Origin of the sequence: Agrobacterium sp. lyk4-40-TYG-31 (assembly GCF_030209855.1) — a bacterium.
In the GTDB taxonomy this organism is placed as follows: Bacteria; Pseudomonadota; Alphaproteobacteria; order Rhizobiales; family Rhizobiaceae; genus Agrobacterium; species Agrobacterium vaccinii.
In genome coordinates, this window is sequence record NZ_JARVRE010000009.1 from 85,704 (window position 1) to 112,078 (window position 26,375).

General features: G+C 56.5%; 21 protein-coding genes and 1 tRNA gene. 18 read left to right on the top strand and 4 right to left on the bottom strand.

All coding sequences use genetic code 11. The features are described from left to right. Positions 1 to 151: 151 nt before the first annotated feature. Complete coding sequence (locus QRN55_RS17230; RefSeq protein WP_111839949.1) at positions 152 to 1,168, bottom strand: Fe(3+) ABC transporter substrate-binding protein; 1,017 nt, start codon at positions 1,166 to 1,168, stop codon at positions 152 to 154. Between the two features lie 147 nt (positions 1,169 to 1,315). Then, complete coding sequence (locus tag QRN55_RS17235; RefSeq protein ID WP_284777628.1) at positions 1,316 to 2,368, bottom strand: ABC transporter ATP-binding protein; 1,053 nt, start codon at positions 2,366 to 2,368, stop codon at positions 1,316 to 1,318. A 281-nt stretch (positions 2,369 to 2,649) separates the two neighbouring features. Between QRN55_RS17235 and QRN55_RS17240 the strand changes: the two genes are divergently transcribed. The 14 genes from QRN55_RS17240 (at position 2,650) to QRN55_RS17305 (ending at position 20,289) form a co-directional block, all read left to right on the top strand. Further along, positions 2,650 to 4,362, top strand: coding sequence for a long-chain fatty acid--CoA ligase (locus tag QRN55_RS17240; protein WP_284777629.1), 1,713 nt, complete (start codon positions 2,650 to 2,652; stop codon positions 4,360 to 4,362). A gap of 106 nt (positions 4,363 to 4,468) precedes the next feature. After that, positions 4,469 to 6,100 (top strand): glucose-6-phosphate isomerase, encoded by a 1,632-nt coding sequence (gene pgi / locus QRN55_RS17245; protein ID WP_284777630.1) that lies wholly within the window; start codon positions 4,469 to 4,471, stop codon positions 6,098 to 6,100. A 310-nt stretch (positions 6,101 to 6,410) separates the two neighbouring features. Beyond that, positions 6,411 to 7,775, top strand: a complete 1,365-nt coding sequence (locus QRN55_RS17250) for a sensor histidine kinase (RefSeq protein ID WP_233136675.1) — start codon at positions 6,411 to 6,413, stop codon at positions 7,773 to 7,775. Between the two features lie 192 nt (positions 7,776 to 7,967). After that, a tRNA-Arg gene (locus QRN55_RS17255) sits at positions 7,968 to 8,044 on the top strand. 352 nt (positions 8,045 to 8,396) lie between these two features. Beyond that, on the top strand, positions 8,397 to 9,128 hold the full coding sequence (locus tag QRN55_RS17260; protein ID WP_162694540.1) for an FkbM family methyltransferase: 732 nt from the start codon (positions 8,397 to 8,399) through the stop codon (positions 9,126 to 9,128). A 5-nt stretch (positions 9,129 to 9,133) separates the two neighbouring features. After that, positions 9,134 to 10,891, top strand: coding sequence for a hypothetical protein (locus QRN55_RS17265; RefSeq protein ID WP_284777631.1), 1,758 nt, complete (start codon positions 9,134 to 9,136; stop codon positions 10,889 to 10,891). A gap of 133 nt (positions 10,892 to 11,024) precedes the next feature. Further along, a complete protein-coding gene (locus QRN55_RS17270) occupies positions 11,025 to 11,804 on the top strand; it encodes a class I SAM-dependent methyltransferase (RefSeq protein WP_284777632.1) in 780 nt (259 codons plus the stop codon). A 259-nt stretch (positions 11,805 to 12,063) separates the two neighbouring features. Then, positions 12,064 to 13,395 carry an alpha/beta hydrolase gene (locus QRN55_RS17275; protein ID WP_284777633.1) on the top strand — a complete coding sequence of 444 codons (1,332 nt, stop codon included), beginning with the start codon at positions 12,064 to 12,066 and terminating at the stop codon, positions 13,393 to 13,395. 69 nt (positions 13,396 to 13,464) lie between these two features. Continuing rightward, a complete protein-coding gene (locus QRN55_RS17280; RefSeq protein WP_284777634.1) occupies positions 13,465 to 14,502 on the top strand; it encodes a 4-hydroxyproline epimerase in 1,038 nt (345 codons plus the stop codon). A 160-nt stretch (positions 14,503 to 14,662) separates the two neighbouring features. Continuing rightward, the gene (pyrC, locus tag QRN55_RS17285) at positions 14,663 to 15,700 is read left to right on the top strand and encodes a dihydroorotase (RefSeq protein ID WP_284777635.1); all 1,038 of its coding nucleotides are present in this window, start codon (positions 14,663 to 14,665) and stop codon (positions 15,698 to 15,700) included. A gap of 69 nt (positions 15,701 to 15,769) precedes the next feature. Further along, on the top strand, positions 15,770 to 16,468 hold the full coding sequence (locus QRN55_RS17290; protein ID WP_284777636.1) for an orotate phosphoribosyltransferase: 699 nt from the start codon (positions 15,770 to 15,772) through the stop codon (positions 16,466 to 16,468). A 95-nt stretch (positions 16,469 to 16,563) separates the two neighbouring features. Then, a complete protein-coding gene (locus QRN55_RS17295) occupies positions 16,564 to 17,490 on the top strand; it encodes a carbohydrate kinase family protein (protein WP_284777637.1) in 927 nt (308 codons plus the stop codon). Between the two features lie 73 nt (positions 17,491 to 17,563). Then, positions 17,564 to 18,739 (top strand): hypothetical protein, encoded by a 1,176-nt coding sequence (locus QRN55_RS17300; RefSeq protein WP_284777638.1) that lies wholly within the window; start codon positions 17,564 to 17,566, stop codon positions 18,737 to 18,739. Positions 18,740 to 18,936: 197 nt separating this feature from the next. Then, a complete protein-coding gene (locus tag QRN55_RS17305) occupies positions 18,937 to 20,289 on the top strand; it encodes a dicarboxylate/amino acid:cation symporter (protein ID WP_284777639.1) in 1,353 nt (450 codons plus the stop codon). Positions 20,290 to 20,382: 93 nt separating this feature from the next. Here the strand turns inward: QRN55_RS17305 and QRN55_RS17310 are convergent, their stop codons facing one another. Beyond that, a complete protein-coding gene (locus tag QRN55_RS17310) occupies positions 20,383 to 22,401 on the bottom strand; it encodes a methyl-accepting chemotaxis protein (RefSeq protein WP_284777640.1) in 2,019 nt (672 codons plus the stop codon). 362 nt (positions 22,402 to 22,763) lie between these two features. On the opposite strand from QRN55_RS17310, the gene rpmH reads away from it, so the two are divergent. Genes rpmH through yihA form a run of 4 tightly spaced genes read left to right on the top strand, consistent with a single transcriptional unit; the run spans position 22,764 to position 25,799 of the window. Continuing rightward, on the top strand, positions 22,764 to 22,901 hold the full coding sequence (rpmH, locus tag QRN55_RS17315) for a 50S ribosomal protein L34 (protein ID WP_111839965.1): 138 nt from the start codon (positions 22,764 to 22,766) through the stop codon (positions 22,899 to 22,901). A 32-nt stretch (positions 22,902 to 22,933) separates the two neighbouring features. After that, positions 22,934 to 23,317: a ribonuclease P protein component gene (gene rnpA / locus QRN55_RS17320; RefSeq protein WP_233122457.1), complete on the top strand. Its 384-nt coding sequence runs from the start codon at positions 22,934 to 22,936 to the stop codon at positions 23,315 to 23,317. Then, the gene (gene yidC / locus QRN55_RS17325; RefSeq protein ID WP_284777641.1) at positions 23,317 to 25,137 is read left to right on the top strand and encodes a membrane protein insertase YidC; all 1,821 of its coding nucleotides are present in this window, start codon (positions 23,317 to 23,319) and stop codon (positions 25,135 to 25,137) included. Before rnpA ends, yidC begins: the two co-directional genes overlap by 1 nt. Continuing rightward, positions 25,134 to 25,799 carry a ribosome biogenesis GTP-binding protein YihA/YsxC gene (gene yihA / locus QRN55_RS17330; protein WP_284777642.1) on the top strand — a complete coding sequence of 222 codons (666 nt, stop codon included), beginning with the start codon at positions 25,134 to 25,136 and terminating at the stop codon, positions 25,797 to 25,799. Before yidC ends, yihA begins: the two co-directional genes overlap by 4 nt. Positions 25,800 to 25,890: 91 nt before the next feature. Here the strand turns inward: yihA and QRN55_RS17335 are convergent, their stop codons facing one another. Then, positions 25,891 to 26,271 (bottom strand): hypothetical protein, encoded by a 381-nt coding sequence (locus tag QRN55_RS17335; RefSeq protein ID WP_284777643.1) that lies wholly within the window; start codon positions 26,269 to 26,271, stop codon positions 25,891 to 25,893. Positions 26,272 to 26,375 lie beyond the last annotated feature (104 nt).

Genomic DNA, 26,375 nt, shown 5'->3' on the forward strand with positions numbered 1-26,375 from the left:
CGTCATCCTCGAGCTTGTCCCGAGGATTCACCCACGTCACCAAACCCGGTCCGTTGCAGATCCTCGGGACAAGCCCGAGGATGACGGAGTGTGTGGTCGGCGTAGGCAAGAACTCAACGCACCCATACCGGGCGCGCATGCCGTTTCGCTCTTAGTTGTCGAAGCCGACCTTGTCCACCAGCTGGCTGGCTTCCTTGCGGTGGGAAACGATTTCCGTCAGTGGCTTGTTGTCGATCTTCAGCTCACCGAACGAAGCAACGATCTTGTCGACGCCAGCGCCCTTGTTGACGGGGTACTCGTAGTTGGCTTCGGCGTAAATCTTCTGGGCTTCGTCAGACGCCAGATATTCCAGAAGCTTCACGGCCTCTGCCTTGTTCGGCGCGTTCTTGGCAACGGCTGCGCCCGAAACGTTGACCTGCGTACCGCCGTCCTTGAAGGTTGGCAGAACGACCTTGATGGCCTCGCCCCACTTGACCTGTTCTTCGCCGCCCTTGCCGGAGCGCATCAGGCCGACATAGTAGGAGTTGGCGATGCCGATATCGCAAATGCCGCCGAGAATGTCCTTGGCAACATCGCGGTCACCGCCGCCAGCCTTGCGGGCCAGATTGTCCTTCACGCCAGCCAGCCACTTTTCAGTCGCCTCAGCGCCATGATGGGCGATGTAATCGGCAAACAGGGCCGTGTTGTAAGGGTGCTGGCCGGAGCGAATGCAAACCTTGCCCTTCCACTTGGCATCGGCGAGGTCTTCGTAATTGAACGAGGACACGTCGACATCCTTGGCGGCGTAGAGAACGCGAGCGCGCATGGACAAAGCAAACCAGTTGCCCTTGGCATCACGAAGTTCGGCAGGGATGGCCTTGGTCAAGACTTCGGATTCGACAGGCTGCGTCACGCCCTTTTCGACCAGATCGACCAGATTACCGGCATCCACCGTCATCAAAACGTCGGCGGGCGAGCTGGCGCCTTCGCTCAACACGCGCTCGGCGAGACCGTCTTTCAGAAACACGGTGTTGACCTTGACGCCGCTTTCCTTGGTGAAGGCTTCCAGCAGCGGCTGGATCAGCGCTGGCTCGCGTGTCGTGTAGATGTTGAGTTCTGCGGACTGTGCGGTGCCGGCAGAAAAGGCCACCGTACCGGCAAGCAGCGCGAACTTGGTCAAAGATGTCATGTCTATCCCCTATGACTCGAAAAATGACGTCGGGAATGCATGCATCATACCTGATCAATTAAATCAAGTTATCGCTATGGAATTTCAGGAGGTTTTGTTCACTTTGAGTTGAATAAGGCAGGGATTTTTGGCCTATCAATTCGAAATTCAATTTTCGGTAAACATAAGAACCGAGTCTTTCTCGATGGAAAGTCTGACAGTGTCCATATCCACAGGGCTTCTGCGCATGCTGCGAACCCGCAAGTCCTGCGCCAGACCATCGACATTGACCGACACCTGTTCGATCTCGCCCATGAAGACGCGGCTGGTGATGCGACCTGCCACATCGCCCTCGCCGCCTGCGCGCGAAATCGAGATCGCGCTGGGCCGGATATAGGCGTAGGCAGGGCTACCCTCGGCCAACGTACCATTGTGTGGAAAATCGCCGACGGGTGTTTTCACATGCCCATTGCGCACCGTGCCCTCGACCTTGTTGAAGGCGCAGAAGAAATCTGCCGCATAACGGCTAACGGGGTTGTCGTGCACCTCATAGCCCGTGCCGATCTGGACGACCCTGCCCTCCTGCATCAACACCACACGATCACCTGCCGAAAGCGCCTCCTCAGGATCATGCGTCACCATGATCGCGGTCGTTTTCAGCTCCCGCAGAAGCGCCAGCGTTTCCTCGCGCACGCTGTCACGCAGACCTCGGTCCAGATTGGAGAAGGGCTCGTCCATCAGGAGGATTTCCGGTTTCGGCGCGAGCGCACGAGCCAAGGCCACGCGCTGCTGTTCGCCACCCGAAAGCGTGTGTGGATAGCGCTTGGCAAGGTCGGCCAGGCGCACATGCTCGATCATGTCTGCCGCCCGCGCTTTCGCCTGCGCTTTTGGCATGCCTTTCAAGCCAAAGAGAACATTCTGCTCGACGGTGAGATGCGGAAACAGCGCATAGTCCTGAAAGACGAAACCGATGCGTCGCTTTTCCGGCTCCATGAAGGTGGCGGGGCCTGCGATCTCCTGCCCATTCATCGTGACAGAGCCCGCATCCGGCGTTTCCACCCCGGCAATAATGCGCAGCAAGGTGGACTTTCCGCAGCCGGAGCGTCCGACGAGGCAGATGACTTCACCCCGCATGACCGAGAGATCGATGCCTGTGAGCACATCGCGACCGCCAAAACGCTTTCCGACAGCGTGAAGTTTCAGGGCTGATATCTCTGACATGTCTTGGTTTCCGTGCGGTGCTTTGGTTTGTTGATCGCGCAAATCAGGATTAAAGTCAAAACCCAAACACTTGTCATCTGCCCGTGCCAAAAGTGGCCGCTAATATGGAATGGCCTCGGTTGACGTTTACGTTAGAGTTAAATACGCTGATGTGAGTGGATGGTTTTGGAGGCTTCATCTACGATTGCAAAAATTGCTGGTGCATCTGTCGGGCTGAGGAGCAGGCGGGTAGAAGCGCACACCACAGATGATTGCAAATGCCAGCATGGGGAGGACTAGACATGAGCGACACCACTTTGAGCAGCCCGGAAACCCGGATCATCCAGCGGCCATGGCTTGCATCCTATCCGCAGGGTGTGCCAGCGGAACTACCGGACCTCGGTTATGCCTCCCTTGTCGAACTGCTGGAAAAGAGCTGCGCGCGCTATGCCGACCGCAAAGCGTTTTCCAGCATGGGCAAATCGCTCAGCTACCGTCAACTGGAAGAGCAGACCCGTCAGATCGGCGCGTGGCTACAAACGCTAGGTCTGCAAAAAGGCGACCGTATTGCGGTCATGATGCCCAATATTCTCCAGAACCCTGTCGCGACCTATGCAATCCTGCGGGCTGGCCTGACGGTGGTCAACGTCAACCCGCTCTACACGCCGCGCGAGCTTGAACATCAACTCAAGGACTCCGGTGCGAAAGTCATTTTCGTTCTGGAGAACTTCGCCCATGTCGTGCAGCAAGCGCTTCCAAAAACCGATCTCCAACATATCGTCGTTGCCACCATGGGCGATCTGCTGGGCCTCAAGGGCCACATCGTCAATCTCGTGGTTCGCAAGGTCAAGAAAATGGTTCCGGCCTATGACCTGCCCAACGCCATCAGTTTCAAGGCCGTGTTGAAACAATCCCGCGGGCTCACGCTTAAGAAGGTCGATATCGCCCGCAGCGACGTGGCCTTCCTGCAATATACTGGCGGCACGACCGGCATTTCCAAGGGTGCGGTGCTGACCCATGCCAACCTGCTTGCCAACAAGGCGCAGATCGCGCTGTGGATGGACGCTGTCTTCCTGCACAAAAAGCGGCCCGAGGTGATGAACTTCGTCTGCGCGCTGCCGCTCTATCACATTTTTGCGCTGACGGTGAATTCGCTGATGGGCATTGCGCTCGGCGGTCACAACCTGCTTATTGCAAACCCTCGCGATATCCCAGGTTTCGTAAAGGAACTGTCCGGTTACACGCCACACGTCTTTCCTGCCATCAACACCCTGTTCAACGCGCTGTTGAACAACGAGGACTTCCGCAAGCTGGATCTGAGCTCGCTCGTGCTCGTCATGGGCGGCGGCATGTCCGTCCAGCGGCCTGTAGCAGAACGCTGGGCATCGGTGACCGGCACCCATATCTGCGAAGGCTATGGGCTTTCCGAAACCTCGCCTGTCGCAACCGTCAACCCGCTTGGTCGATCCGATTTCAGCGGCACCATCGGTCTTCCCGTACCCTCCACCGAGGTCGATATTCGCGACGATGACGGCAACAGCCTGCCTCTCGGCGAAGTTGGTGAAATCTGCATTCGTGGCCCGCAGGTCATGCCCGGCTACTGGCAGCGCCCGGATGAGACCGCCAAGGTCATGACGGCAGACGGCTTCTTCCGGTCCGGCGACATGGGCTTCATGGACGAAGCGGGCTACACCAAGATCGTTGATCGCAAGAAGGACATGATCCTTGTCTCGGGCTTCAACGTTTATCCCAACGAAATCGAGGAAGTGGCTGCTGGCCATCCTGGCGTGCAAGAGTGTGCCGCCGTCGGCGTGACGGATGAACATTCCGGCGAAGCGGTGAAGCTCTACGTGGTCAGGAAGGACCCCGCGCTGACGGTGGAAGACCTGAAAGCCTTCTGCGCGAAAAGCCTGACGAATTACAAGCGACCCAAGCATGTGGAGTTCATTCAGGAACTGCCGAAGACCAATGTGGGCAAGATTTTGCGACGTGAACTTCGGAAGCTGGCTAACTGATTGGTGCCACTTGCAGAATTTGACCGTTTTGGACGCACGCGCCTTGATTTAGCCCGATGAAAAAGAATAGTTTCCTCATCCTTCCCCGGAGCATGAGGAGCATTCCATGCAGGCTATCGTCGAGACCCTGAAATCCACTGCCGCCAAGACCGCCGCGACCGACCTCCGCGCTGCCTTTGCCGCCGACGCAAACCGTTTCGAGCAGTTCAGCGTGCGTTTCGACGATCTGTTGATGGATTATTCCAAATGCGCTGTGAATGACGAGGTGCTGGCGCTTCTCGAAAAGCTTGCCATCGAAGGTGGCGTCGAGAAGAAGCGCGACGAGATGTTCTCCGGCGCGGAAATCAACTTCACCGAGGGACGTGCCGTTCTGCACACCGCGCTGCGCAACAGTTCCAACACACCTGTTATGGTGGATGGCAAGGATGTGATGCCGGACGTGAACGGCGTTCTCGCCGCCATGGGCAAATTTGCCGATGCCATCCGTTCTGGCGCCCTCAAGGGTGCGACGGGCAAAAAAATCACCGATGTCGTCAACATCGGCATTGGCGGTTCCGACCTTGGGCCCGTCATGGCAACGTTGTCGCTCGCACCTTTCCATGATGGTCCGCGCGCGCATTTCGTCTCCAACATCGATGGCGCCCATATAGCCGATACGCTGAAGCTGACCGACCCGGAGACGACCCTCTTCATCGTCGCGTCGAAGACCTTCACCACCATCGAAACCATGACGAATGCGGCCACCGCCCGCAAGTTCATCGCCGATGCGCTGGGCGAAGACGCGGTCAAGCACCACTTCTGCGCCGTTTCCACGGCACTCGATAAGGTCGCAAAATTCGGCATCGAAAGCGACCGTATCTTCGGTTTCTGGGACTGGGTCGGCGGGCGCTACTCCATCTGGTCGGCCATCGGCCTGCCACTCATGATTGCCATCGGACCTGAGAATTTCGGCAAGTTCCTGGATGGCGCCCATGCGATGGACCAGCATTTCCGGGAAGCACCGGTGCGCCAGAACCTGCCGATGCTGCTCGGCCTTATCGGTTTTTATCATCGCAACGTGCTTGATTACCCGACCCGCGCCATTCTGCCCTACGACCAGCGCCTGTCGCGTTTCCCTGCCTATCTGCAACAGCTGGATATGGAATCGAACGGCAAGGGCGTCACCATCGATGGGACGCCGGTCGAGGGACAATCCGGCCCTGTGGTCTGGGGTGAACCCGGCACCAATGGCCAGCACGCTTTCTACCAGCTCATTCATCAGGGCACGAGCGTCATTCCCGTCGAATTCATGATTGCCGCCAATGGCTTCGAACCCGACCTGCGCCATCAACACCAGCTCCTCATTGCCAATTGCCTTGCGCAATCCGAAGCCTTGATGAAGGGCCGCACACTGGCCGAGGCCAAGGAGCAGCTGACCTCCAAAGGCATGGACGACAAAAAAGCCGACTTCATCGCCCCGCACCGCGTCTTCACCGGCAACCGCCCGTCGATCACCTTCGTCTATGACAAGCTGACGCCGTTTGCGCTCGGTCGCCTGATTGCTCTCTATGAACACCGCGTCTTCGTCGAAGGCGTCCTGTTCCGTATCAATTCCTTCGATCAATGGGGTGTGGAGCTCGGCAAAGAACTGGCAACCGGCCTGCTGCCGGTGGTGGAAGGCAAGGAAAGCGCCGACGGCCACGACAGTTCGACCCAAGGGCTGGTCAAAGCGCTCTCTGCCCTTGCAACGAAAGCCTGACGGCTTCCAGACAACTGCCATTTCACATCGAACCCGCCGATACCACCATCGGCGGGTTTCTTCTTTCCCGCCGCTGCGCGTGCAGTCTTCGTCATGCGTTTGAAATTCGTGCGGAAAACCCTATTATCACTTGGAATTCAAGCCTTGCGCCGATATGAAACCAAGGGCGCACGCAACAACAGGAACAGGCCTGGTGTTTTCGACCATCATAAACCGGACCGAACGTCAGCAGGCTGACCCGCAAAGCGAGGTTCCTGCTTTGACGAAAGGCTTGTCCGGTCGCCTGCTGTTGCTGACGGTGATCTTCGTCATGATAGCCGAAGTCTTGATTTTCGTTCCGTCTGTCGCCAATATGCGCCTTTCATGGCTACGTGACAGGCTGAACACAGCCGCTGCCGCTGGCATCGTAATCGATGGCTTGCAGACGGAACTGCCCAGAACCGTCCAGAACGACACGCTGCTGGCCACCGGCGCCAAACTGATCGCCCTGCGCAAGGATGGCACCAACACGCTGCTGGCCGCGACCGAGGTGCCGCCTAGCGTCGATGATCAATACGACCTTTCCGACGTCTCCCAACTGGAGGCGGTACGCGACGCGTTTTCCGTGCTGCTGTTCGGCGGCAACCGCGTCATCCGCGTCTTCGATGTCATCGGCGACAGCAATATGATCATTGAAATCGTGATCGGCGAGCACAAGCTGCGGGCCGCGATGATCGCCTATGCGGGCAATGTCTTGATGATCTCGGTGGCCCTGTCGCTGATCACCGCCAGCCTGATCTTCGTCTCGATCAACCGCATCCTGATCCGGCCCATCCGTCGTCTAACGCTGGGAATGCAGGGTTTTTCCGAACAGCCCGACGATCCCTCCCGCGTGTTCAAACCCGATGATGGCAGCGATGAACTGGCCGTTGCCGGACGGCATCTGGCCGATATGCAGACGCAACTGCAAAAGACCCTTCGCCAACAGAAGAACCTCGCGGATCTCGGTCTTGCCGTCTCCAAGATCAACCACGACATGCGCAACATCCTGTCATCTGCACAACTGATGTCGGACAGGCTCGTGGATGTCGAAGACCCCATGGTGCGCAGCTTTGCGCCGAAACTGCTGCGGACCATCGACCGTGCCGTTGGCTATACCAGCGAAGTTCTGGCCTATGGACAGGCCACAGAAGGCGCGCCAAAACGCCGCCTCATCGATCTGGACGAGCTTGTACAGGACGTCAAGGACATCCTCGCCATTGACCCTGCGAGCGGCATCGAGTTCGCCGACAACGTGCCTGCGGACCTGCGCATCGATGCCGACAGCGAACAGTTGTTCCGCGTCCTCTACAACCTCTGTCGCAACGCCGTGCAGGCGCTGCAACAGGCCAGCGGCGACGACTACCCCACCAAGCGGCTGACAATTGCCGCACAGCGCAATGCCGATGTCGTCAGCATCGTCATAGACGACAATGGTCCAGGCATGCCGCAAAAGGCTCGGGAGAACCTGTTCTCCGCCTTCCGCGGCTCCGCCCGCTCCGGGGGCACCGGCCTTGGCCTCGTCATCGCCCGTGAACTGGTCCTGTCGCACAAGGGCACCATCGCGCTCGTGGAAAAATCCCACCACGGCACCCAATTCCGCATCGAAATCCCCGACCGCCCTGCCACCGACCTTCGCGCCAGCGCAACGGCGTAAAAGCGGCTGACTGCGCAACGGCTGATGCGTGGTTTGGAGCCGCCGAAATCACCTCGATCAAAAAATCATTTATTTTCAAATATTTAGAAATTTCATTACACCAAAATGACAATTTCTTTTCAAAATCGCTTGCATTCAAACCGAGGACGTTTTAGAGGATCGCCACGCCAACGGAACATGTTTCTGCGGCACGCACCCGTAGCTCAGCTGGATAGAGCACCAGACTACGAATCTGGGGGTCAGGAGTTCGAATCTCTTCGGGTGCGCCATTTTTTTCCTAAAATTTGAGACGTCATGCGAAGCATACAATGCTTCAAGCTGCGTGAATCGAAAATCACTCCGCAATAATCTCCTCATCCTGCTTCACAAATCCTAAAATCTGATGGACAGAATTTTGGGGCCATCGTGATACCCGCGAAGCGCACTTTCGCAATTCCAAATGCCATCATAGTCGACATGAAATGCTTTTGATGCCGAACGCACCGAGCATCAAGTGTCGTACACAAGTCTAACGGGATTGATTCACAAGCCTCAGGCAAGACGCGTGTTTTATTCGATGATCAACTGAGATTGTAATGTCGAATAGAACGACGTTTTAATGAATTACTGGGGATGACAATCATGCTTAAGACTGCACGGAACGTGTTTCAAAATCCATTCGTAGCCAACGAATGTAATAATTTTTCAATCAGTCCAGCGCCAATAACGACCAATATTTATGAGACATATGGGCAGTGTAACGAAGATATTATTGTAGAATCCGTCCTTCGTGCGCAGATGCGAAGGTCTGGCCGCTCTATGGATACGATAAGATATATTGAGATCGGCGCAAACCACCCCTTCCAGACGAGTTCGACCTACCTTCTATATAAGCTTTACGGTGCTACGGGTGTTTTGGTGGAAGCGATTCCGGCGCTCGCTGAAACATTGGCTAAAGCGAGACCCAACGACACGATCGCAAATTGTGCCGTCACCGTTTCCCGTGAGCCGACCATCGAATTTCACGTTCATGAAAAAAGTGAATTATCCTCGGTCTCGGCAGATCACATTTCGATCTTTCAACAGTTCGGCGGCACAGAGAAAATCATCGACACGATCACATGCAAGAATATGCATATCAATGATTTTCTGAAGCAATATTACGGGGCGTATTGCGACTACCTCTCCGTCGACGTCGAAGGACTGGATGCGGCGCTTCTCTCTGAAATGGATACCGTCTTCCAGCCGACCATCGTACAGTGCGAGCACGAAGGACGTTTTGACGAGTTTTCCTCAATCCTGAAACCGCGTGGTTACGGTCTGCTGGCACAAACCGATGTGAATGCTATTTTCGTTAAGTCAACTTCCGTTTAACGCCAATGCTGAACACAGAAAAACAGCAGGTGCTGGACAGCGCAACCGATGAACTTCTGGCGATGCCGATCGAGGCTGACTGGCTAACAACGCACGTCTTCAGTTTGGAAGCGGGGCCAGAAAGACGGCGGATAACATCTGTCCTAACGTTTGAAAAGGATGGTCGAATCGGCGGCTATCGCCATCCAAATGAAGCAGCTTGGCGCATTGATCAGAACAGACTGCTCATCTTGCGGGAGGACGGATCTCTTTCGTGCGTCGCGATAATGGTTCAAACGTCGGACGGCAGTCTGGAGATCGTAGGGCCCCTCGTGAACTCTCAGGATACACATTTCCACCATTTCAGACCTCTGGCTGTCCGTTCAGTTCTGCCGGCAGTGCAGACGTTTGACCTTTTCGATACACTTGTCGCTCGTTATTGTGTCAATCCACTCCTCATCTTCAGCTTGGTCGAAGCGAAGTCACGCGTGGAAGGTTTTGCAAGTTATCGACAGCTTGTCGAGGCAGAGCTTTGGCAAAATGGAAACTACTCGCTTGATGACATCTACATAAATCTTGCCAAAGTAACCGGATGGTCAGACAGCACGCTGAACCGCCTGAAGATGTTGGAACTTTCTGAAGAGTGGAACAATCTCTTTCCCATTCAGGAATTCGTATCCCGGGTCAGGCATGACGATCTTATCATTTCCGACATGTATCTACCCGCGTCCTTCATTCGCAAAGTCGTCGATGAGAAGTGCAGTCTGCCCGGATTGACAATCCACCTCAGCAATCACGGCAAGCATCATGGTACAATATGGCCAAAGATATTAAGCTCTCATCGCGTGCTGCGGCACTATGGCGATAATCACCACTCCGATATCGTGCAAGCCGCCAAAGCCGGTGTAGAGGCAGAATATGTAACGACATCTGGTTGGTCGCAGGGAGAAGCGGTTCTCTGCTCAGTTGGGCTCGAGGAATTTGCCAAAGCTATACGCAAGGCACGGCTGACGAGCTTCTCTTTCGATAAAATGGCGCGGCAGGCGCAACTGGCGCAATTTGACGCCAACATCCCGCTCCTGATCATCGCAGGACTTCTCCTCCTCAGGCGTGCAAGCGCCTTGGAAGCGGACACATTGTTGATGTGTGGGCGCGATTCCAATATGTGGATTCATCTCGTGCGGTGGATGATGGGTCTGTCGGCTAAAAAAATGGCCGTCCACTACTTCCCCTCGTCGCGCGATCTTATGCTTGCCGACAGTCCTGCTTATGCCGCCTATTTTACGCAATTGCGCGGTCGGCGCACGATGATAGTGGACGTGTCAGGGACGGGCCGCAGTCCTGCGCATTTCATCGCGCACCTTGAGGCGCAGGAGGACACCAGCGTTTTCGTCGCTCTCAAGTCAAACCGGATAGATCCTCCGATGGAGTTGCGCGCACCGGCCAGAGATGACGTGCAGATCGATTGCGCAGTGACGATTGATCTGGAGCGCTTTCTCTTCGAAAGATTCAACACTGCTGCGTATGAAGATCGCGCGATAGGTGTGGAGTTTATGGGAGCGGAATTCAAAATTCTCCGCGAGCACGAACCAGTCAGTGCGACGACCGCACGCCTGATCGATCAATTGCAGGAAGCATTTGCTCTTACACTTTCGATTTTAAAAGAATCGCCGATTGTCGTTTTGCCCGAAATGGCGACCGACGAACAACTGCAACAGGCTATTGGCCAACTTGTTCAGGTTGGTATCGGTTATCTGGAGTTGGCCAAGCTATTGCCAGAGTGAATAGGGCCACCCCCCGTTTTGGCATCCCGCCAATGCACAGGACCGCCTTGTCTGTTCACACGCGAAACGGATGCAATGCCTGCAGCATCAACGAATACATATCGCCCGATAAGAGCTGAGAGAGTAGAAAATCATGGCAACCAAAAGCATTTACAATCTTCTTAACGCGGAAATGCGCGCGAAAGTCGCTTGGGAAAGCAACAAGCTTCCTCCCTTCCCTGCTGTCGACAGCACCGTGTCTGGTCAGGTTTGGTCCACCATTCCAGGCGGCCATAAATGGCTCAGCTATTTTCAGACATATGACCGTGAGTTCGGAGCGTATCACGGGAAAAGCCCTCGCGTTCTCGAAATTGGCGTGTACCGAGGTGCGTCGTTGCAACTGTGGAGACGTTTTTTTGGAGATGGCGCCGTTATCGTCGGCATCGACATCGATGAAAGTTGTACCGCTTTCAATGCGCCGCAACATGATATTCATGTGGAAATCGGTGATCAAAGCGATGCCGCCTTCCTCCAGTCCGTTGTCGATAAATATGGTCCATTTGACATCATCATCGATGATGGCAGCCATGTTGCATCCCACCAAATCGCCTCTTTCAATGCGCTCTTCAACAATGGGCTGAAGGAAACGGGCATTTATTTCGTTGAGGACTTGGAGTGCATGTATTGGGGACATACGGATGTGTACCGCGATGCATCTGTCACGGCCGTAGAATTCTTTAAAATGCTGATCGATATTCAAAACAGCATTTTCGAGGATTATGGCTACAGTGACTTCGCTGTTCATTCAGCGGATTCTCGAACCCAGTATGACGTCATCGCGCTGGCCAAATCCATTGCTTCGATAAAATTTGGCCGTGGTCTTGTGGTTGTGGAAAAAGCTCCGCAAATGCCCCCTCAGGTGCTTCACCTGTAATACCGGCAAAACCGTATTCCGACTGTCATACTTTTAAGAAAACTGTGTTGCGTGAGGCGGTCCCGCGCAACACAGTTGCATTTTGGTCGTGCGTGCACATTGAGGCAGTTGCGACACACCACATCCGAAATACAATTCCATTCGGTGCCTCGCTGCTGGCTTAGAGCGAAGCATTCTGTAATAACGGGACCTGTTGAATGCTGAAGCTTCAAGCCGTCACTACGACGCATGGGCTTAGCCTTGTTCCCGGAGTATCGGAATGGCCGCAAGGCTTGTTGCATTAGTCACCCTGCTTGCCTTCCTTGTCAGCTGCGGCGGTCGTCCCATTGGCGTCATGACACCGACCGGGCAGAGGGTACAGGGCACCTCTGCGGTCAATCTTCTAGTCGCCACCACGCGCGCACCGTCCGATGACAAGGCCATTTTGTTCGGAGGCGAGCGCGGCACGGGGTTGAAGGTCGATGCCATCTCCGTTTCCATTCCGCCTGAGGCCAATCGTAAGGTCGGTCAGGTGCAGTGGCCGAAGAAGCTTCCGGCTGATCCGTTGAAGAGCTTCACCACCGTGTCCGTGGAACCGCTGAAGAACGATCCGGACACCCAAAGCTGGATCAAGCGCAACAGCTTGAAGAACAAGCGTGTGCTGGTTTTCGTGCACGGGTTCAACAATCGTTACGAGGAATCGGTCTATCGCTTCGCGCAGATCGTCCATGATTCCGGTTCCAACGTTCTGCCGGTGGTGTTTACCTGGCCATCGCGCGCCAGCGTGTTCGACTACAATTACGACAAGGAAAGCACCAACTATTCCCGCGATGCGCTGGAAGAGATGCTAACGCGACTGGCCAAGGATAATGCGGTCAGCGACGTGACGATCATGGCGCACTCCATGGGCACATGGCTGGCCGTAGAAGCGCTGCGCCAGATGGCGATCCGCCATGGCCGTGTTTATCCCAAGATCAACAATGTCATTCTGGCCGCACCCGACCTCGATGTCGATGTATTCGCGCGACAATATGCAAGCCTTGGCAAGGACAAGCCAAAGTTCACGCTGTTCGTCTCGCAGGATGACCGGGCGCTTAGCCTCTCGCGCCGTATTTCCGGCAATGTCGACCGCCTCGGTCAGATCGACCCGGGCGCGGAGCCCTACAGGAGCCAGCTGGAAAGCGCGGGTATCACGGTTCTCGATCTCACCAAGCTGAAATCCGGCGATAGCCTCAACCACGGCAAATTCGCCGAAAGCCCCGAGGTCGTGCGTCTCATCGGCGGGCGGTTGATCGATGGGCAGACGGTGACGGATTCCGATGTTGGCTTGGGTGAGGCCATCGGTGCCGTGGGCATTGGTGCCGCACAAACGGTTGGTACGGCGGCGAGCGTCGTGGTCAGCGCGCCGATTGCGGTGTTCGACCCACGCACGCGGGAAAATTACGGGCGACAGGTCGAGCGTCTGGGCCGCTCCGTCGGCAACACCGTTGGTTCGGTGGGAGACACGGCAACCAGCGTGGTCGATCCGCAGGCGTTGAACAACGGCACGCGGCGTTCCAGCGATTGTAACCTCTCCGTCAATCGTGGAAATTCCGAATGCCGGGATCGCTGAACGTATAATATACAAACAGTATTTTATACGTTATGACCGGCTTATTCTCATCTTACCGGAGTGATCGCCATGCGCTTCAGACGCACAATTCAGCTTCTCGATGTTCATTGTGAAGGTGAAATCGGGCGTGTGGCCACGGGAGGCGTGCCGAAAATTCCGGGCAATACGGTTGCCGAACAGCTTCATTGGCTGAACACTGATCCCAAGGGTGAAGAGCTTCGCCGCTTCCTGACGCTGGAGCCGCGCGGTGCCCCAATCGGCTCTGTCAACCTGCTGCTGCCGCCCAAGCACCCGGATGCGGATGCCGCTTTTGTCATTCTCCAGCCGGATCAGGCGCATGCCAGTTCCGGCTCCAACTCTATTTGCGCCACCACTGCCCTTCTGGAAAGCGGCATGGTGGAGATGAGGGAGCCGGAAACCATTGTCATGCTGGAAACGGCAGCCGGTCTGGTGAAAGCCACCGCCACCTGCCGCGATGGACGCTGCGAAAAGGTGACACTGACCATGGTGCCATCTTTCGTGCATCAGCTGGATGTCGAGATCGACACGCCGGATTGGGGCCGTATCCGCATGGATATCGCCTATGGCGGCATTTTCTATGCGCTGGTGGATGTCGGGCAAATTGGCCTCACCATCGACAAGGCCAATGCGGCCAAGCTGGTGGCGGAGGGGATGGTGCTCAAAGATATCGTCAACCGCGAAATACCGGTCGTGCATCCCGAAATCCCGGCCATCTCGGGCGTGGCCTATGTCATGTTCCGCGATACCGAAGCCGATGGCACCATCCGCACCTGCACCACCATGTGGCCGGGTCGGGCGGATCGCTCCCCCTGCGGCACCGGCAATTCCGCCAATCTGGCCACCCTGCATGCGCGCGGCAAGGTCCAGGTGGGCGACACCTACACATCCCGCTCCATCATCGGCACGCAATTCGAGGTCGGCTTATCTGCGGTCACGGAAGTTGCAGGAAAGGCAGCGGTCATTCCCACCATCGCAGGGCGCGGCTTTACCTTCGGCCTGCATCAGGTCTGGCTCGACCCGAACGATCCGCTGGCAGAGGGTTTTGCCATGACGGATGTCTGGGGGCCACAGGCAGGCGCGATTTAACCCCAGTTTTTGCGCCGAAAAAGTGGTTTGAGGCGCTGTCCTCTCGCGTAAAATGGTGTTAAACGGGCGCAATTCCAGCAAGCTGTCGGTCTTGTCTTACGCATGTCGTTATCGCAAAACCGCGGCACACTTTTGCGCGACATGCTTTGGAGGCCCCACGATGAAGTCGATCACCCTTCGCCGCCCCGATGACTGGCACCTGCATTTGCGCGATGGTGCGATGCTGGAAGGCGTGATCGGTGATAGCAGCCGCCATTTCGCGCGCGCCATTATCATGCCCAACCTCGTGCCGCCGGTAGTGACGACCGCCGATGCCCGCGCCTACAAGGACCGCATCGTCAAAGCCATTCCAGCGGGTGATCGCTTCCAGCCGCTGATGACGCTCTACCTCACCGAACACACAAGCCCCGACGACGTGGAAGACGGCAAGATCAGCGGCCTCATCACTGCCGTCAAGCTCTACCCCGCCGGTGCCACCACCAATTCCCACGGCGGCGTGCGGGACATGGACAAGGCAATGCCGGTGCTGGAGCGCATGGCGAAGATCGGCCTGTCGCTCTGCGTCCATGGCGAAGTGACGACACCGGAAGTCGATATTTTCGACCGCGAAAAAGTCTTCATCGACACGGTTCTCGACCCGTTGCGCCAGCGCCTGCCGGAACTTAAGGTGACGATGGAGCATGTGACGACGCAGGACGGTGTAGATTACATTAGGGAATCCAAAGCCAATCTCGCCGGTTCGATCACCACCCACCACCTCATCATCAACCGCAATGCCATTCTGGTCGGCGGCATCAAGCCGCATTATTATTGCCTGCCGGTGGCCAAGCGCGAAGAACATCGTCTGGCGCTGCGCGCCGCCGCCACGTCTGGCGACAAGCGCTTCTTCCTCGGCACGGATTCCGCACCGCATGTGGACCCGCTGAAGGAATGCGCCTGCGGTTGCGCCGGGGTTTACACCTCCATCAACACCATGAGTTGCCTTGCCCATGTGTTCGAGCAGGACAATGCGCTCGACAAGCTGGAGGCCTTCGCTTCGCTCAACGGTCCCGCCTGGTATGGTCTGGCACCCAATGAAGACACGATTACCATGGTCAGGCGCGATGAGCCCGTGAACTTCCCGGAGAAGATCGACACCGGCGCAGGACCGGTCACGGTTTTCGACCCGATGTTTCCATTGCATTGGGACGTTGCCTGAATTTTCAATTGCTGCCGGTTTATCCGGCAGTTTTTTTATGCACTCGATGATCAAAAGAGGAAAATGCCGATGTCCCAGTTTACATTCACGGATCGTGCCTTTGTGGCTGAGCTTGTTGCGAAGATGTTATGGGAAATCAAGGCGGTGCACTTCAACTCGGAGAGCCCCTACACTTTCGCATCGGGCATGAAGAGCCCCGTCTACATCGACATGCGCAAGCTGATTTCCTACCCGCGCATCCGCTCCGCCGTCATGGATTTTGCAGCAGCCAAGATCGTTGCCGATGCGGGCTTCGAAAAATTCGATTGCGTGGCCGGTGGCGAAACGGCGGGCATTCCCTTCGCGGCCTTTCTGGCGGAACGCTTGGGCCTGCCGATGATCTATTGCCGCAAGAAGCCTAAGGGCCACGGCCGCAACGCGCAGATCGAAGGCCATATGCCTGAGGGCGCGCGCGTGCTTGTGATCGAAGATCTGACAACCGCAGGCGGCTCCATGTTCACCTTCATCGATGCTATCAGGGCAGCCGGTGGCATTGTCGATCACGGTATTGCTTTGTTCTATTACGGCATCTTCCCCGAGGCTGAAGCACGCTTTGGCAACGGAAACGTAAAGCTGCATTACCTCAGCACATGGCGCAATGTTCTGGCCGTTGCCCGCGCGGAAAAACTCTTCGATGACAAGACCTTGTCGGAAGTCGAAGCCTTCCTCGACAACCCGCTGCCATGGTCTGCCGCCCAGGGCGGGGTCAGCGAATTGCCGCAATCCTGATCTTGGTTGGCACGCAAGTTTCGATTGGCTGACATCTGGCCAAGTCGGGCGAAGTTGTTTAAATCGATTTAGTTTTTGATACGGAGGAGGACCGGATGATCCTGTGTTGTGGTGAAGCCCTGATCGACATGCTGCCGCGTGAAACCACGAAAGGCGAGCCGGGTTTTGCGCCCTATGCAGGCGGGGCGGTCTTCAACACGGCCATTGCACTGGGACGTCTCGGCGTTCCCTCCGCCTTCTTCTCCGGCATTGCCGATGACATGATGGGCGAGATCCTGAAAGACACGCTTAGGGACAGCAATGTGGATTACAGCCTCTGCGCCTTCTCGCATCGCCCCTCGACCATCGCCTTCGTCAAACTGGTGGATGGCCACGCGACCTATGCCTTCTACGATGAAGGCACGGCGTTGCGCATGCTCTCCGAAAGCGATCTTCCCAATATCGGCGCCGATTGCGAGGCCATGCATTTCGGCGCGATCAGCCTCATTCCCGAACCCTGCGGCGGCACTTACGAAGCGCTTCTGATGCGCGAACACGAAAAACGCGTCATCTCGCTCGACCCCAACATCCGCCCGGGCTTCATCAAGGACAAGCAGAAGCATCTGGAACGCATCAACCGCATGGCCGCCAAGTCGGATATCGTCAAATTCTCGGATGAGGATCTAGCTTGGTTCGGTCTGGAAGGCGATGAAGACACGCTCGCCCGCCACTGGCTGCACCACGGCGCCAAACTCGTCGTCGTCACCCGTGGTGCCGAAGGCGCAGTTGGCTATACATCGAACCTTCGCGTGGAAGTCCCAAGCGAACGCGTCGAGGTGGTCGATACCGTCGGTGCAGGCGACACCTTCGACGCAGGCATCCTCGCCTCGCTGAAGCTTCAGGGCTTGCTGACGAAGCCGCAGGTCGCGGCACTGACGGAAGAGCAGATTGCCAAGGCGCTGGCCCTAGGCGCGAAGGCTGCGGCTGTGACGGTGTCTCGTGCGGGGGCTAATCCGCCTTGGGCGAATGAGATTGGGTTGTAATTCGGTTGTAAAAGAGTCATCATTTTACTATCAATTGCAAACGCATGAGCGCTGCGATTTTTGAGCGAGATGTATGAACAAATTAACCTCCGCACTAATTGTCGTGACTTTACCATTGATGTTGATGTCCCTGTCGGCGAAAGCCGAGAGTGTCTCTGACATGTTTTATGACTTGCCGTGCAGAAGTGTGGCTTCAGGCGATAGGTATTGTCCGAAAGACTTTGTTGAACGATACCTGTCGTCAGATCAGGACGAGCGGACGGAGATGCTCACCAAATTATATGTTCTTCTCGTGCGTAGATTTGAACCGCTTGAGTATTTTCGCAATGTTAGTTTTGAAAAAGATTTTATAGCGGCCGCTGTCGAGGGCTTGACCCCAAAAAATTTCATTAAGCGGACGAACGGATTAATTCTGCTCTCAATCGCTTCCGACAAAGAAAGTCGAGATTTTCTGGTAACTGAAATTCTTAGACGTGCCGAGATGTCTGCATCCTCGGATGAAAGAAGAGTTTATCATTCCTCTCTTTACGGCGAAGTTGAGAGATCGAGGGATCTAATTTTCAAAGCAGTGTTAGACTCAGCCAACGTCGAATTTATCGGAAATCTTGCCAGTCTCTTGAGAAAGACGCCATTGCCGCTACAGGTTCGGCAGAAATTCGAAGAAGTTTTAATTGCATCCGATGCAGATGATGTTCGCATCAAGATTGCACAAGCACTTGGTCCCGACTCAGGCTCTTTCGACGGTGTATTCAATCTGGTTCTTAACAAGCTCATTTCAGCATCGTCAGACGATGAACGGATGCGTTGGGCGACAGAACTCGGAAGATTTCCTGGTCGAGATGACGTTGTCATAGATGCGTTGGCAACCGCATTGGCGCTGACGAACGATTCACTCAAGAGTGGCGCTGTTGGACGCGCTTTGGCAGAAGTTGGCGAAAACGGTGTCCTGAGATTGGCGAAGATTGTTGACGTTGAGGTGATCGACGAAAAACAAAAAAGCATGGCGATTATAATGAGCGCCATTGGGTCGGAAGGGGCTGTGCCTATTGATAAGGTGGATTTCGTCATCAGGACGGCGCTCAAAGCGCGCCTCAAGAGTGACGATCCGCTGTTAAGATCTTCGGTTTATGCGCTTTTGTTCAAATATGGGAAGGCGTCGATCAGTCCGATTAAACAAGTGCTCCCAAGAGCTAATGAGGAAACTCGAACCGACTTTCAGGAAATTTTAGATCGATTTGGAGATCAGTGAAAATCCACAATTTCAGTGCTGCGCACCAGTTTTCGTAAAAGCTCAGACGCTCTGGTGGATCAAAATTTCAATAGGCCCGTTTCCGGCGCAATCTCATTCGTTGATATACTTGGTAAATATGCCAACTATGAGGTCAACTCGCTCTCCTTCATACGTTAGACGACTGACATGGTTGTCTCGCTTTCATGGAATACAAAATGTCTGCTTCATCCACCACACGGGCACAGAAGCCCTTCTACACCTCGTTCGGCTTTCAGGTCTTCGCCGCCATGGTTGTCGGTCTTGTGCTGGGTTATATCGCCCGGCAGATGGGCGCGTCCGAGGCGGGGCCGAATTGGTTGGTTCAGACGCTGTCGACCATCGGCTCGATCTTCGTTCAGCTGTTGCGCGCGCTTGTGCCGCTGCTGATTTTCACCGCCATTGTCGCCAGCATTGCCAATCTGCGGGAGCTGAACAATGCGGCGCGGTTGGTGTGGCAGACGCTGTTGTGGTTTGCGATCACGGCTCTGATTGCGGTTCTCATCGGCATCACGCTTGGTCTGTTGATCCAACCGGGCATCAATTCGGGCGTTGCGGCCACGGCTGCGGCGGTCCCGTCCAGCACAGGCTCGTGGCTCGATTTTCTCAAAGGTCTGATCCCCACCAACCTGCTCGGCCTTCAGGCATCGACCAAGGTCACCCCGGGTGGTGCCACCACAGCGCTGAATTTCAATGTGCTGCAAATTCTGGTGATCTCGATTGCGGTCGGCATCGCTGCCTTGCAGGTGGGTGAGAAGGCGGAACCGTTTCTGGCTTTCAACCGCTCGCTGCTGGCGATTACGCGCAAGATTTTGTGGTGGGTTATCCGCTTGACGCCGATCGGTACGATCGGCCTTCTGGGCAATGCCGTTGCCGTTTATGGCTGGGAGGCGCTGGCGTCGCTTGGCTGGTATTCGGCGGCGATTTATATCGGCCTCGCCATCGTGCTCTTCGTCATCTACCCTATCATTCTCGCGGCCAACGGGCTGAACCCGGTTCGCTTCTTTTCCGGCGCGTGGCCTGCCATTCAGCTGGCCTTCGTCTCCCGCTCCTCCATCGGCACGCTGCCGGTGACCGAGCAGGTGACGGAGCGCAATCTCGGTGTGCCGCGTGAATATGCCGCCTTCGCCGTGCCGCTAGGTGCGACGACCAAGATGGATGGCTGTGCTGCGATCTATCCCGCGATCTCCGCCATCTTCGTCGCGCAGTTCTACGGCCTTCCGCTTGGCATTCAGGAATATGTGCTGATCGCCTTCGTCTCGGTTCTGGGCTCGGCCGCAACGGCGGGTCTGACGGGAGCGACCGTGATGTTGACGCTGACGCTCTCGACACTTGGTCTGCCGCTGCAAGGCGTCGGCCTTTTGCTGGCGGTTGATCCGATCCTCGATATGGGCCGCACGGCGGTCAATGTGGCCGGACAGGCGCTCATCCCCACCATCGTCGCCAAGCGGCAGGGTATTCTCGATCAGGCCGCGTATGATCGGCAAGAGGGCATCGATGCACTCGATCCGACCGTGGTGCCTGCCGAGTAAGCCGACAACGTGTTCCGCCAAAAGAAAACCCCTCGCCGGTGGCGAGGGGTTTTCAGTTTTGACGTCTTCAAACGAGGCCTGGATGTCCGGGCCTCAGAACTCCTGCCATTCATCGCGGCTTTGGGCGACTGCTGCATTACCGTTGAAGGCGCGGGCCACGTTGCCCATCATCTTGCGCGCAGGTGATGCCACCGGTGCGGAGCGGGATGAGGCGACGGCGGGTCGGCCAGACTGACCGGCGTAGGCGCCCGTCTCGCTGCCGAGCCGGAAGCGACCGACCAGCGAGACGAGGGTCTGCGCTTCACCGCTCAGCTTGTGGGTTGCGGCAGAGGTTTCTTCCACCATGGCCGCGTTGCGCTGGGTCACCTGGTCCATCTGATTGATGGCCGTATTGACTTCCTGCAGGCCAGTGGACTGTTCCTTGGCAGCGGTTGCGATGGAGTGGATGTGATCGTTGATACCTAGTACGCGCGTCTCGATCTCGTCCAAGACCTCACCGGTGCGCTGCACCAGCGTTACACCGTTACCGACCTCTTCGCCCGACTTGGTGATCAGCGCCTTGATATCCTTGGCGGCATTGGCGGAACGCTGTGCCAGTTCGCGCACTTCCTGTGCCACAACGGCAAAGCCCTTACCAGCCTCGCCAGCACGTGCGGCTTCGACACCTGCGTTTAGCGCCAGCAGATTGGTCTGGAAGGCGATCTCGTCGATGACATTGATGATCTGGCTGATCTCGCGCGATGCCTGCTCGATCCGTCCCATAGCCGAGACGGCGTCGCGCACGACCTTGGCAGACTGTGCCGTCTTTTCCTTGGTTTCGGAAACCATGGCGCTGGCTTCCTGCGCACGCTCGGTGGAGCTGCGAACCACAGCGGTGATTTCGTCCAGCGCGGCGGATGTTTCTTCCAAGGCTGCGGCCTGCTGCTCGGTACGCTTGGAGAGATCGTCGGCTGCGGCGCGCAGCTCATTGGCATTGCCGCTGATGCTCTCGGTGCTGCCGCGAACTTCGGAAATCGTGCCCTTCAGCTTGACGAATGTCTCGTTGACATTGGACTGAAGCTCGGCAAACACACCGTGGAAAGTGCCATTCATCGTCTGCGTCAGATCGCCATGCGCAAGGCTCTCGATGACGCGGCCCGTTTCCGTCACGCCGCTATCGACGCTGATCAGAAGTGAATTGATATTATGGGCAAAACGGTTGAGGTTGTCGTCGCCGTAATCCTTGGTGATGCGGCGGCTGTAATCGCCTTCCGCAGCCGCACCCACGACTTCTGCCATGCCAGCCTGCAAATCGTCGCTTTTGGCGCGCATCGCGGTTTCCTGCGCATTCATGCGGCGGAATTCCAGCCCGTTGCGCTTGAAGACTTCCACGGCGGCGGCCATTTCGCCGATTTCGTCCTTGCGGTCGAGATAGGGTACGTCCGTGTCCAGATTGCCTTCGGCAACCGCATTCATGACGTTGGAAACTTTAAGGATCGGTCCGCTGAGTTCTCTGGAGCCGATATAGAGACCGAAGGCAGCACCAATGACCACACCGGCCACGGTGACGAAAGCAACGACGAGGAAAATCGTGTCGCCGAAGTTCTCGATTTCTACCTTGATCGCGTCCAGTGCCTGAAGGTCGCTCTTCACGACGGCATCGATTTCCGTCTGGTAAAGCTTGCGGTTTTCACGGTTGGCTTCGTTGTTACCTTGCGCGTTGGCGTCTTGCGGGCTTGCTTCGCGGCCAAGGCGCGCGGTTTCGGTGCGAAACGTGCGGAAGTCGGCGAAGCGCTTTTCCAGACTGGCGAACTGGCCGGCCTGTGCCGCCGGAACCTGTGATTTCCAGTCGTTCAGCAAAGCGGCCATGTCATCGAGGTTTGTCTTGATGCCGTCGGCAAATTTGGCCGCAGCCGCGGTGTCTTTGGCGGCATAGATGCCGCGCGATTCCATCACCACTGCCGTGACGAGACGATTGAGGGTTTCTCCATGCCGGGCGCGGTCCGCAACAGCATCCAGCGCCAGCGTCTGGGCGTGATATTCCTTGACGGCATAGATCGACAATCCACCTATGGTACAAGCAACAAGGCTCAAAAGCCCCACAAGAAGATTGATCTTACCCCGAATTTTCACTGCGTAGTCCCCTCAAAAACGCCCTCTCGCCAAAAAGCAAGAAACGATCCCCCGACGATAGTTCGTCAGCAAAACCTTTAACTGCCTCCCCTTAAGAAAGACTTTCCAATTTTAATCATTTTGCTCGCTTGGAAGAGGCGACGCAGGCATTTCACAAGCATAGATTACTCAATCTGTCATACAGACTGGATGAACACACAGAGGTCGTGCGGTTCAGCAATTGACTTTAAGGCCTGTAAGCCCTTATAAGCCCGCACGTCTGGGCATTTTACCGTTTGCGCGGTAGGCCTCGGCATCAACGAAACGCTCTTGTCCCTCAAGGGGCAAAGTCAAGAAGGGCCGCACCCCGCGGTATTAAATAAATGTCTAAGCGTACTTTCCAGCCATCCAAGCTTGTTCGCAAGCGTCGTCATGGTTTCCGTGCCCGTATGGCAACTGCCGGCGGTCGTAAGGTTCTGGCTGCTCGCCGCACACGCGGCCGCGCCCGTCTTTCGGCCTAATTGCGCCGCAAGCCCGATGAAAGTCGCGGCACATGACGCATGAGAAGAAAATACCCGGTCGGTTGAAAAACCGACCGGAGTTTCTTGCTGTTCAGGCAGGAGAAAAAAGACGAGGCAGCACCTTTCTTCTGGAGGTACTGGATCGTCAGGCACCCGAGACCGAACCCCGCGTCGGTTTTACGGTGACGAAACGCCAAGGCAATGCGGTTGAACGCAATCGAATGCGCCGCCGTCTGAGGGAAGCCGTCAGGCTGAAAGCCGGGTTTGCAATGAAGCCCGGGCATGACTATGTGATTGTCGCCCGAAGGGACGCATTGAAAACCGAATTTGCCGTACTGGAACACTTGCTCATAGAGCGGATCGAGGGACGCGCGAAATCCGGACGCTCCCGGGAGACCCGCTCCAGGAAAGAATGATGGAAAAAAACCGCAACTACTTTATCGCGATAGGCCTTTCGGTTGTCATCGTGCTTGCCTGGCAGTTCCTGTATATGAACCCGCGCATCGAGCAGCAGCGTCGGACCGAAGAGGCCCGTCAGGCCCAGCAGGCCGCGCAGCAGCAGACGCAGCCCACAACGGGCACCGGCACCACGGCTGCCCCGGGAACGGCAGCAGCACCGGGTGGCACCCTGCCCGGCGCCTCGGGCCAGCAGGCCGCAACCATGTCTCGCGATGAAGCGCTTGCCAGATCGCAGCGCGTACAGATCGACACAAATGCCATTTCAGGTTCCATCAACCTCAGTGGCGCTCGTCTGGATGATATCAAGCTCAAGGACTACCACGAGACCGTGGATGACTCGAGCCCGCTCATCACGCTGTTCTCGCCATCCGATACTCATGACGGCTACTTCACGGAGCTTGGCTATATCGCCGGTGATGCTGTGGGTACGGTTCCCGGCCCCTCCACCGTCTGGACCGCTCCCGAAGGCGCCAAGCTAACAGAGCAGACGCCTGTTACGCTGTCCTTCACAAACGACAAGGGCGTGGTTTTCAACCGCACGCTTTCGATCGACGATCACTACATGATCACTGTCGTCGACAAGATCGAGAACCCCGGCCAGGAGCCTGTGTCCTTCTCGACCTATGGCCGCATCACCCGCAACAACAAGCCTGCAACACCTGCCGTCTTCGTCATTCACGAAGGCTTTCTAGGCGTCGCCGGTGCAGATGGCAGCCTGACGGAAGAATCCTACAAGAACGTCGAAGAAAAGCCCTACACCCTGCCAAAGGCAACTGGTGGCTGGCTCGGCATTACCGACAAGTATTGGGCTGCTGCTATCGTGCCGCCGCAGACCGTTCCTGTCGAAACCCGCTACACCCACTTCACCGATGGTCAGCCGCGTTATCAGGCCGACTACCGTGGCGATGCGGTTACCGTGGCTCCGGGCCAGTCGGTCGAGCTGAAGAACCTCGTTTTTGCTGGTGCCAAGGAAGTTCCGCTCGTCAGCCGTTACGAGACGCAATACGCCATTCCGAAATTCGATCTCATGATCGACTGGGGCTGGTTCTACTTCATCACCAAGCCGATGTTCAAACTGATGGATTTCTTCTTCCGTTACTTTGGCAACTTCGGCGTGGCCATTCTGCTGACCACCATCGTCGTCAAGGTTCTGTTCTTCCCGCTTGCCAGCAAGCAGTACGCTTCCATGGCCAACATGAAGCGCGTGCAGCCCAAGATGGAGGAGCTGAAAGCCAAGCATGGCGATGACCGCATGGCCATGCAGCAGGCCATGATGCAGCTCTATAAGGAAGAAAAGATCAACCCGGTCGCCGGTTGCTGGCCGATGCTACTGCAAATTCCGGTGTTCTTCGCGCTTTACAAGGTCATCTACGTCACCATCGAGATGCGGCATGCGCCGTTCTTCGGCTGGATTCACGACCTGTCTGCGCCCGATCCGACATCGCTGTTCAACCTGTTCGGCCTTCTGCCTTACGACGTTCCGCACTTCCTGATGATCGGCGTCTGGCCTATCATCATGGGTATCACCATGTTCATGCAGATGCGCATGAACCCGACACCGCCAGATCCGACCCAGGCGATGATCTTCACTTGGATGCCGCTGATCTTCACCTTCATGCTGGCGTCGTTCCCTGCCGGTCTCGTCATCTACTGGGCGTGGAACAACACCCTGTCGATTTCCCAGCAGGCCGTGATCATGAAGCGCCACGGTGCCAAGATCGAGCTGTTCGACAACATAAAGGCGTTGTTCAAGCGAAAGCCGGTGGAAACCAAATGACCGGCGACATCAAAGGCGGCCAGCCGGCAACGGAAAAGCCGCTATTCGGGCGGCCATGGATTTTCATTCGCGGCGTACCCGCCATGAAATTCCTTCCCCCGGAAGGCCCGCCCGAGATCGCCTTTGCCGGACGTTCCAATGTCGGCAAGTCGTCTCTGATCAACGCGCTCGTCGGCCATCGCGGGCTGGCGCGCACGTCCAACACGCCGGGCCGTACACAGGAACTGAACTACTTCGTTCCCGAGGGTTTTTCCGGCGAGGCAGGCGACCTGCCGCCGATGGCGCTGGTGGACATGCCGGGTTACGGCTATGCCCAGGCCCCGAAGGATCAAGTCGACGCCTGGACGAAGCTGGTGTTCGATTATCTGCGGGGCCGCGCCACGCTGAAGCGCGTTTACGTGCTGATCGACTCGCGCCACGGCATCAAGAAGAACGATGAGGACGTGTTATCGCTGCTGGACAAGGCAGCCGTCTCCTACCAGATCATTCTGACCAAGACCGACAAGATCAAGGACGTCGGTGTGCCACGCCTGATAAGCGAAACGCTTGAGAAAATCCGCAAGCGCCCGGCCGCCTATCCCGAAGTGCTGGCTACGTCTTCCGAAAAATTCTCCGGGCTGGATATGGTCCGAGACGAAATTGTCCGGACGATCAGTATCTAGCTGCGTTCAGGGGCTTGGTAGTCCAATAGACTGCCGCCCCGAATTCCCGCGCTGATGACGGGAATGATAAACAATGCGGTTTTGCAACGGCTCAAAAACCTGCAAATAGCAGCGCTGCTGCCCATAGCACTGCTGCCGATGTCGTCAGTCTCCAGAAACGCACCGAGTTCCACAGCGCCGAGACAATGGCGAATCGCCCGTAAAGGCCGTGACGTCCCTTGATGTCCGATCTGCGTCTGCCGTGATCCACTGCTCTGCCTGCACCATAGGCTGAAAAAGCGCGACGGTCGGTTCGATCGGTCTCTGCGAGGTTTTCCTGCCAGCGGCGGACGGTGGCTGCGAACTGGCGATCCGTCTTCATGCGTTTGGCAAGTTCAGCGCTTGCATCGGAACTCAGTGCGCCGAGGACATATTCGCCCGCCAGCACCTCGTCCTGCAAACCGCAACGTTTCTCCCGATCTGGCAAGGTCATCCGTCATAGAACTCCTGGCTATCGTGCGACACTGCCGTCATGGCAGTTCCGGTTTGCTCCAACCGGCACGCGCATTTGCCCCCACGCATAAAGCTGGTCCGATT

Excerpts from the sequence above, each read along its gene's own strand:
- QRN55_RS17280 (WP_284777634.1), top strand. The coding sequence starts at position 13,465 with ATGCGCTTCAGACGCACAATTCAGCTTCTCGATGTTCATTGTGAAGGT.
- pgi (WP_284777630.1), top strand. The coding sequence starts at position 4,469 with ATGCAGGCTATCGTCGAGACCCTGAAATCCACTGCCGCCAAGACCGCC.
- rpmH (WP_111839965.1), top strand. The coding sequence starts at position 22,764 with ATGTCTAAGCGTACTTTCCAGCCATCCAAGCTTGTTCGCAAGCGTCGT.
- QRN55_RS17300 (WP_284777638.1), top strand. The coding sequence starts at position 17,564 with ATGAACAAATTAACCTCCGCACTAATTGTCGTGACTTTACCATTGATG.
- QRN55_RS17240 (WP_284777629.1), top strand. The coding sequence starts at position 2,650 with ATGAGCGACACCACTTTGAGCAGCCCGGAAACCCGGATCATCCAGCGG.
- QRN55_RS17295 (WP_284777637.1), top strand. The coding sequence starts at position 16,564 with ATGATCCTGTGTTGTGGTGAAGCCCTGATCGACATGCTGCCGCGTGAA.
- QRN55_RS17230 (WP_111839949.1), bottom strand. The coding sequence starts at position 1,168 with ATGACATCTTTGACCAAGTTCGCGCTGCTTGCCGGTACGGTGGCCTTT.
- QRN55_RS17335 (WP_284777643.1), bottom strand. The coding sequence starts at position 26,271 with ATGACCTTGCCAGATCGGGAGAAACGTTGCGGTTTGCAGGACGAGGTG.
- rnpA (WP_233122457.1), top strand. The coding sequence starts at position 22,934 with ATGACGCATGAGAAGAAAATACCCGGTCGGTTGAAAAACCGACCGGAG.
- QRN55_RS17235 (WP_284777628.1), bottom strand. The coding sequence starts at position 2,368 with ATGTCAGAGATATCAGCCCTGAAACTTCACGCTGTCGGAAAGCGTTTT.
- pyrC (WP_284777635.1), top strand. The coding sequence starts at position 14,663 with ATGAAGTCGATCACCCTTCGCCGCCCCGATGACTGGCACCTGCATTTG.
- QRN55_RS17305 (WP_284777639.1), top strand. The coding sequence starts at position 18,937 with ATGTCTGCTTCATCCACCACACGGGCACAGAAGCCCTTCTACACCTCG.
- QRN55_RS17260 (WP_162694540.1), top strand. The coding sequence starts at position 8,397 with ATGCTTAAGACTGCACGGAACGTGTTTCAAAATCCATTCGTAGCCAAC.
- QRN55_RS17290 (WP_284777636.1), top strand. The coding sequence starts at position 15,770 with ATGTCCCAGTTTACATTCACGGATCGTGCCTTTGTGGCTGAGCTTGTT.
- QRN55_RS17250 (WP_233136675.1), top strand. The coding sequence starts at position 6,411 with ATGATAGCCGAAGTCTTGATTTTCGTTCCGTCTGTCGCCAATATGCGC.
- QRN55_RS17265 (WP_284777631.1), top strand. The coding sequence starts at position 9,134 with ATGCTGAACACAGAAAAACAGCAGGTGCTGGACAGCGCAACCGATGAA.
- yidC (WP_284777641.1), top strand. The coding sequence starts at position 23,317 with ATGGAAAAAAACCGCAACTACTTTATCGCGATAGGCCTTTCGGTTGTC.
- QRN55_RS17270 (WP_284777632.1), top strand. The coding sequence starts at position 11,025 with ATGGCAACCAAAAGCATTTACAATCTTCTTAACGCGGAAATGCGCGCG.
- yihA (WP_284777642.1), top strand. The coding sequence starts at position 25,134 with ATGACCGGCGACATCAAAGGCGGCCAGCCGGCAACGGAAAAGCCGCTA.
- QRN55_RS17275 (WP_284777633.1), top strand. The coding sequence starts at position 12,064 with ATGGCCGCAAGGCTTGTTGCATTAGTCACCCTGCTTGCCTTCCTTGTC.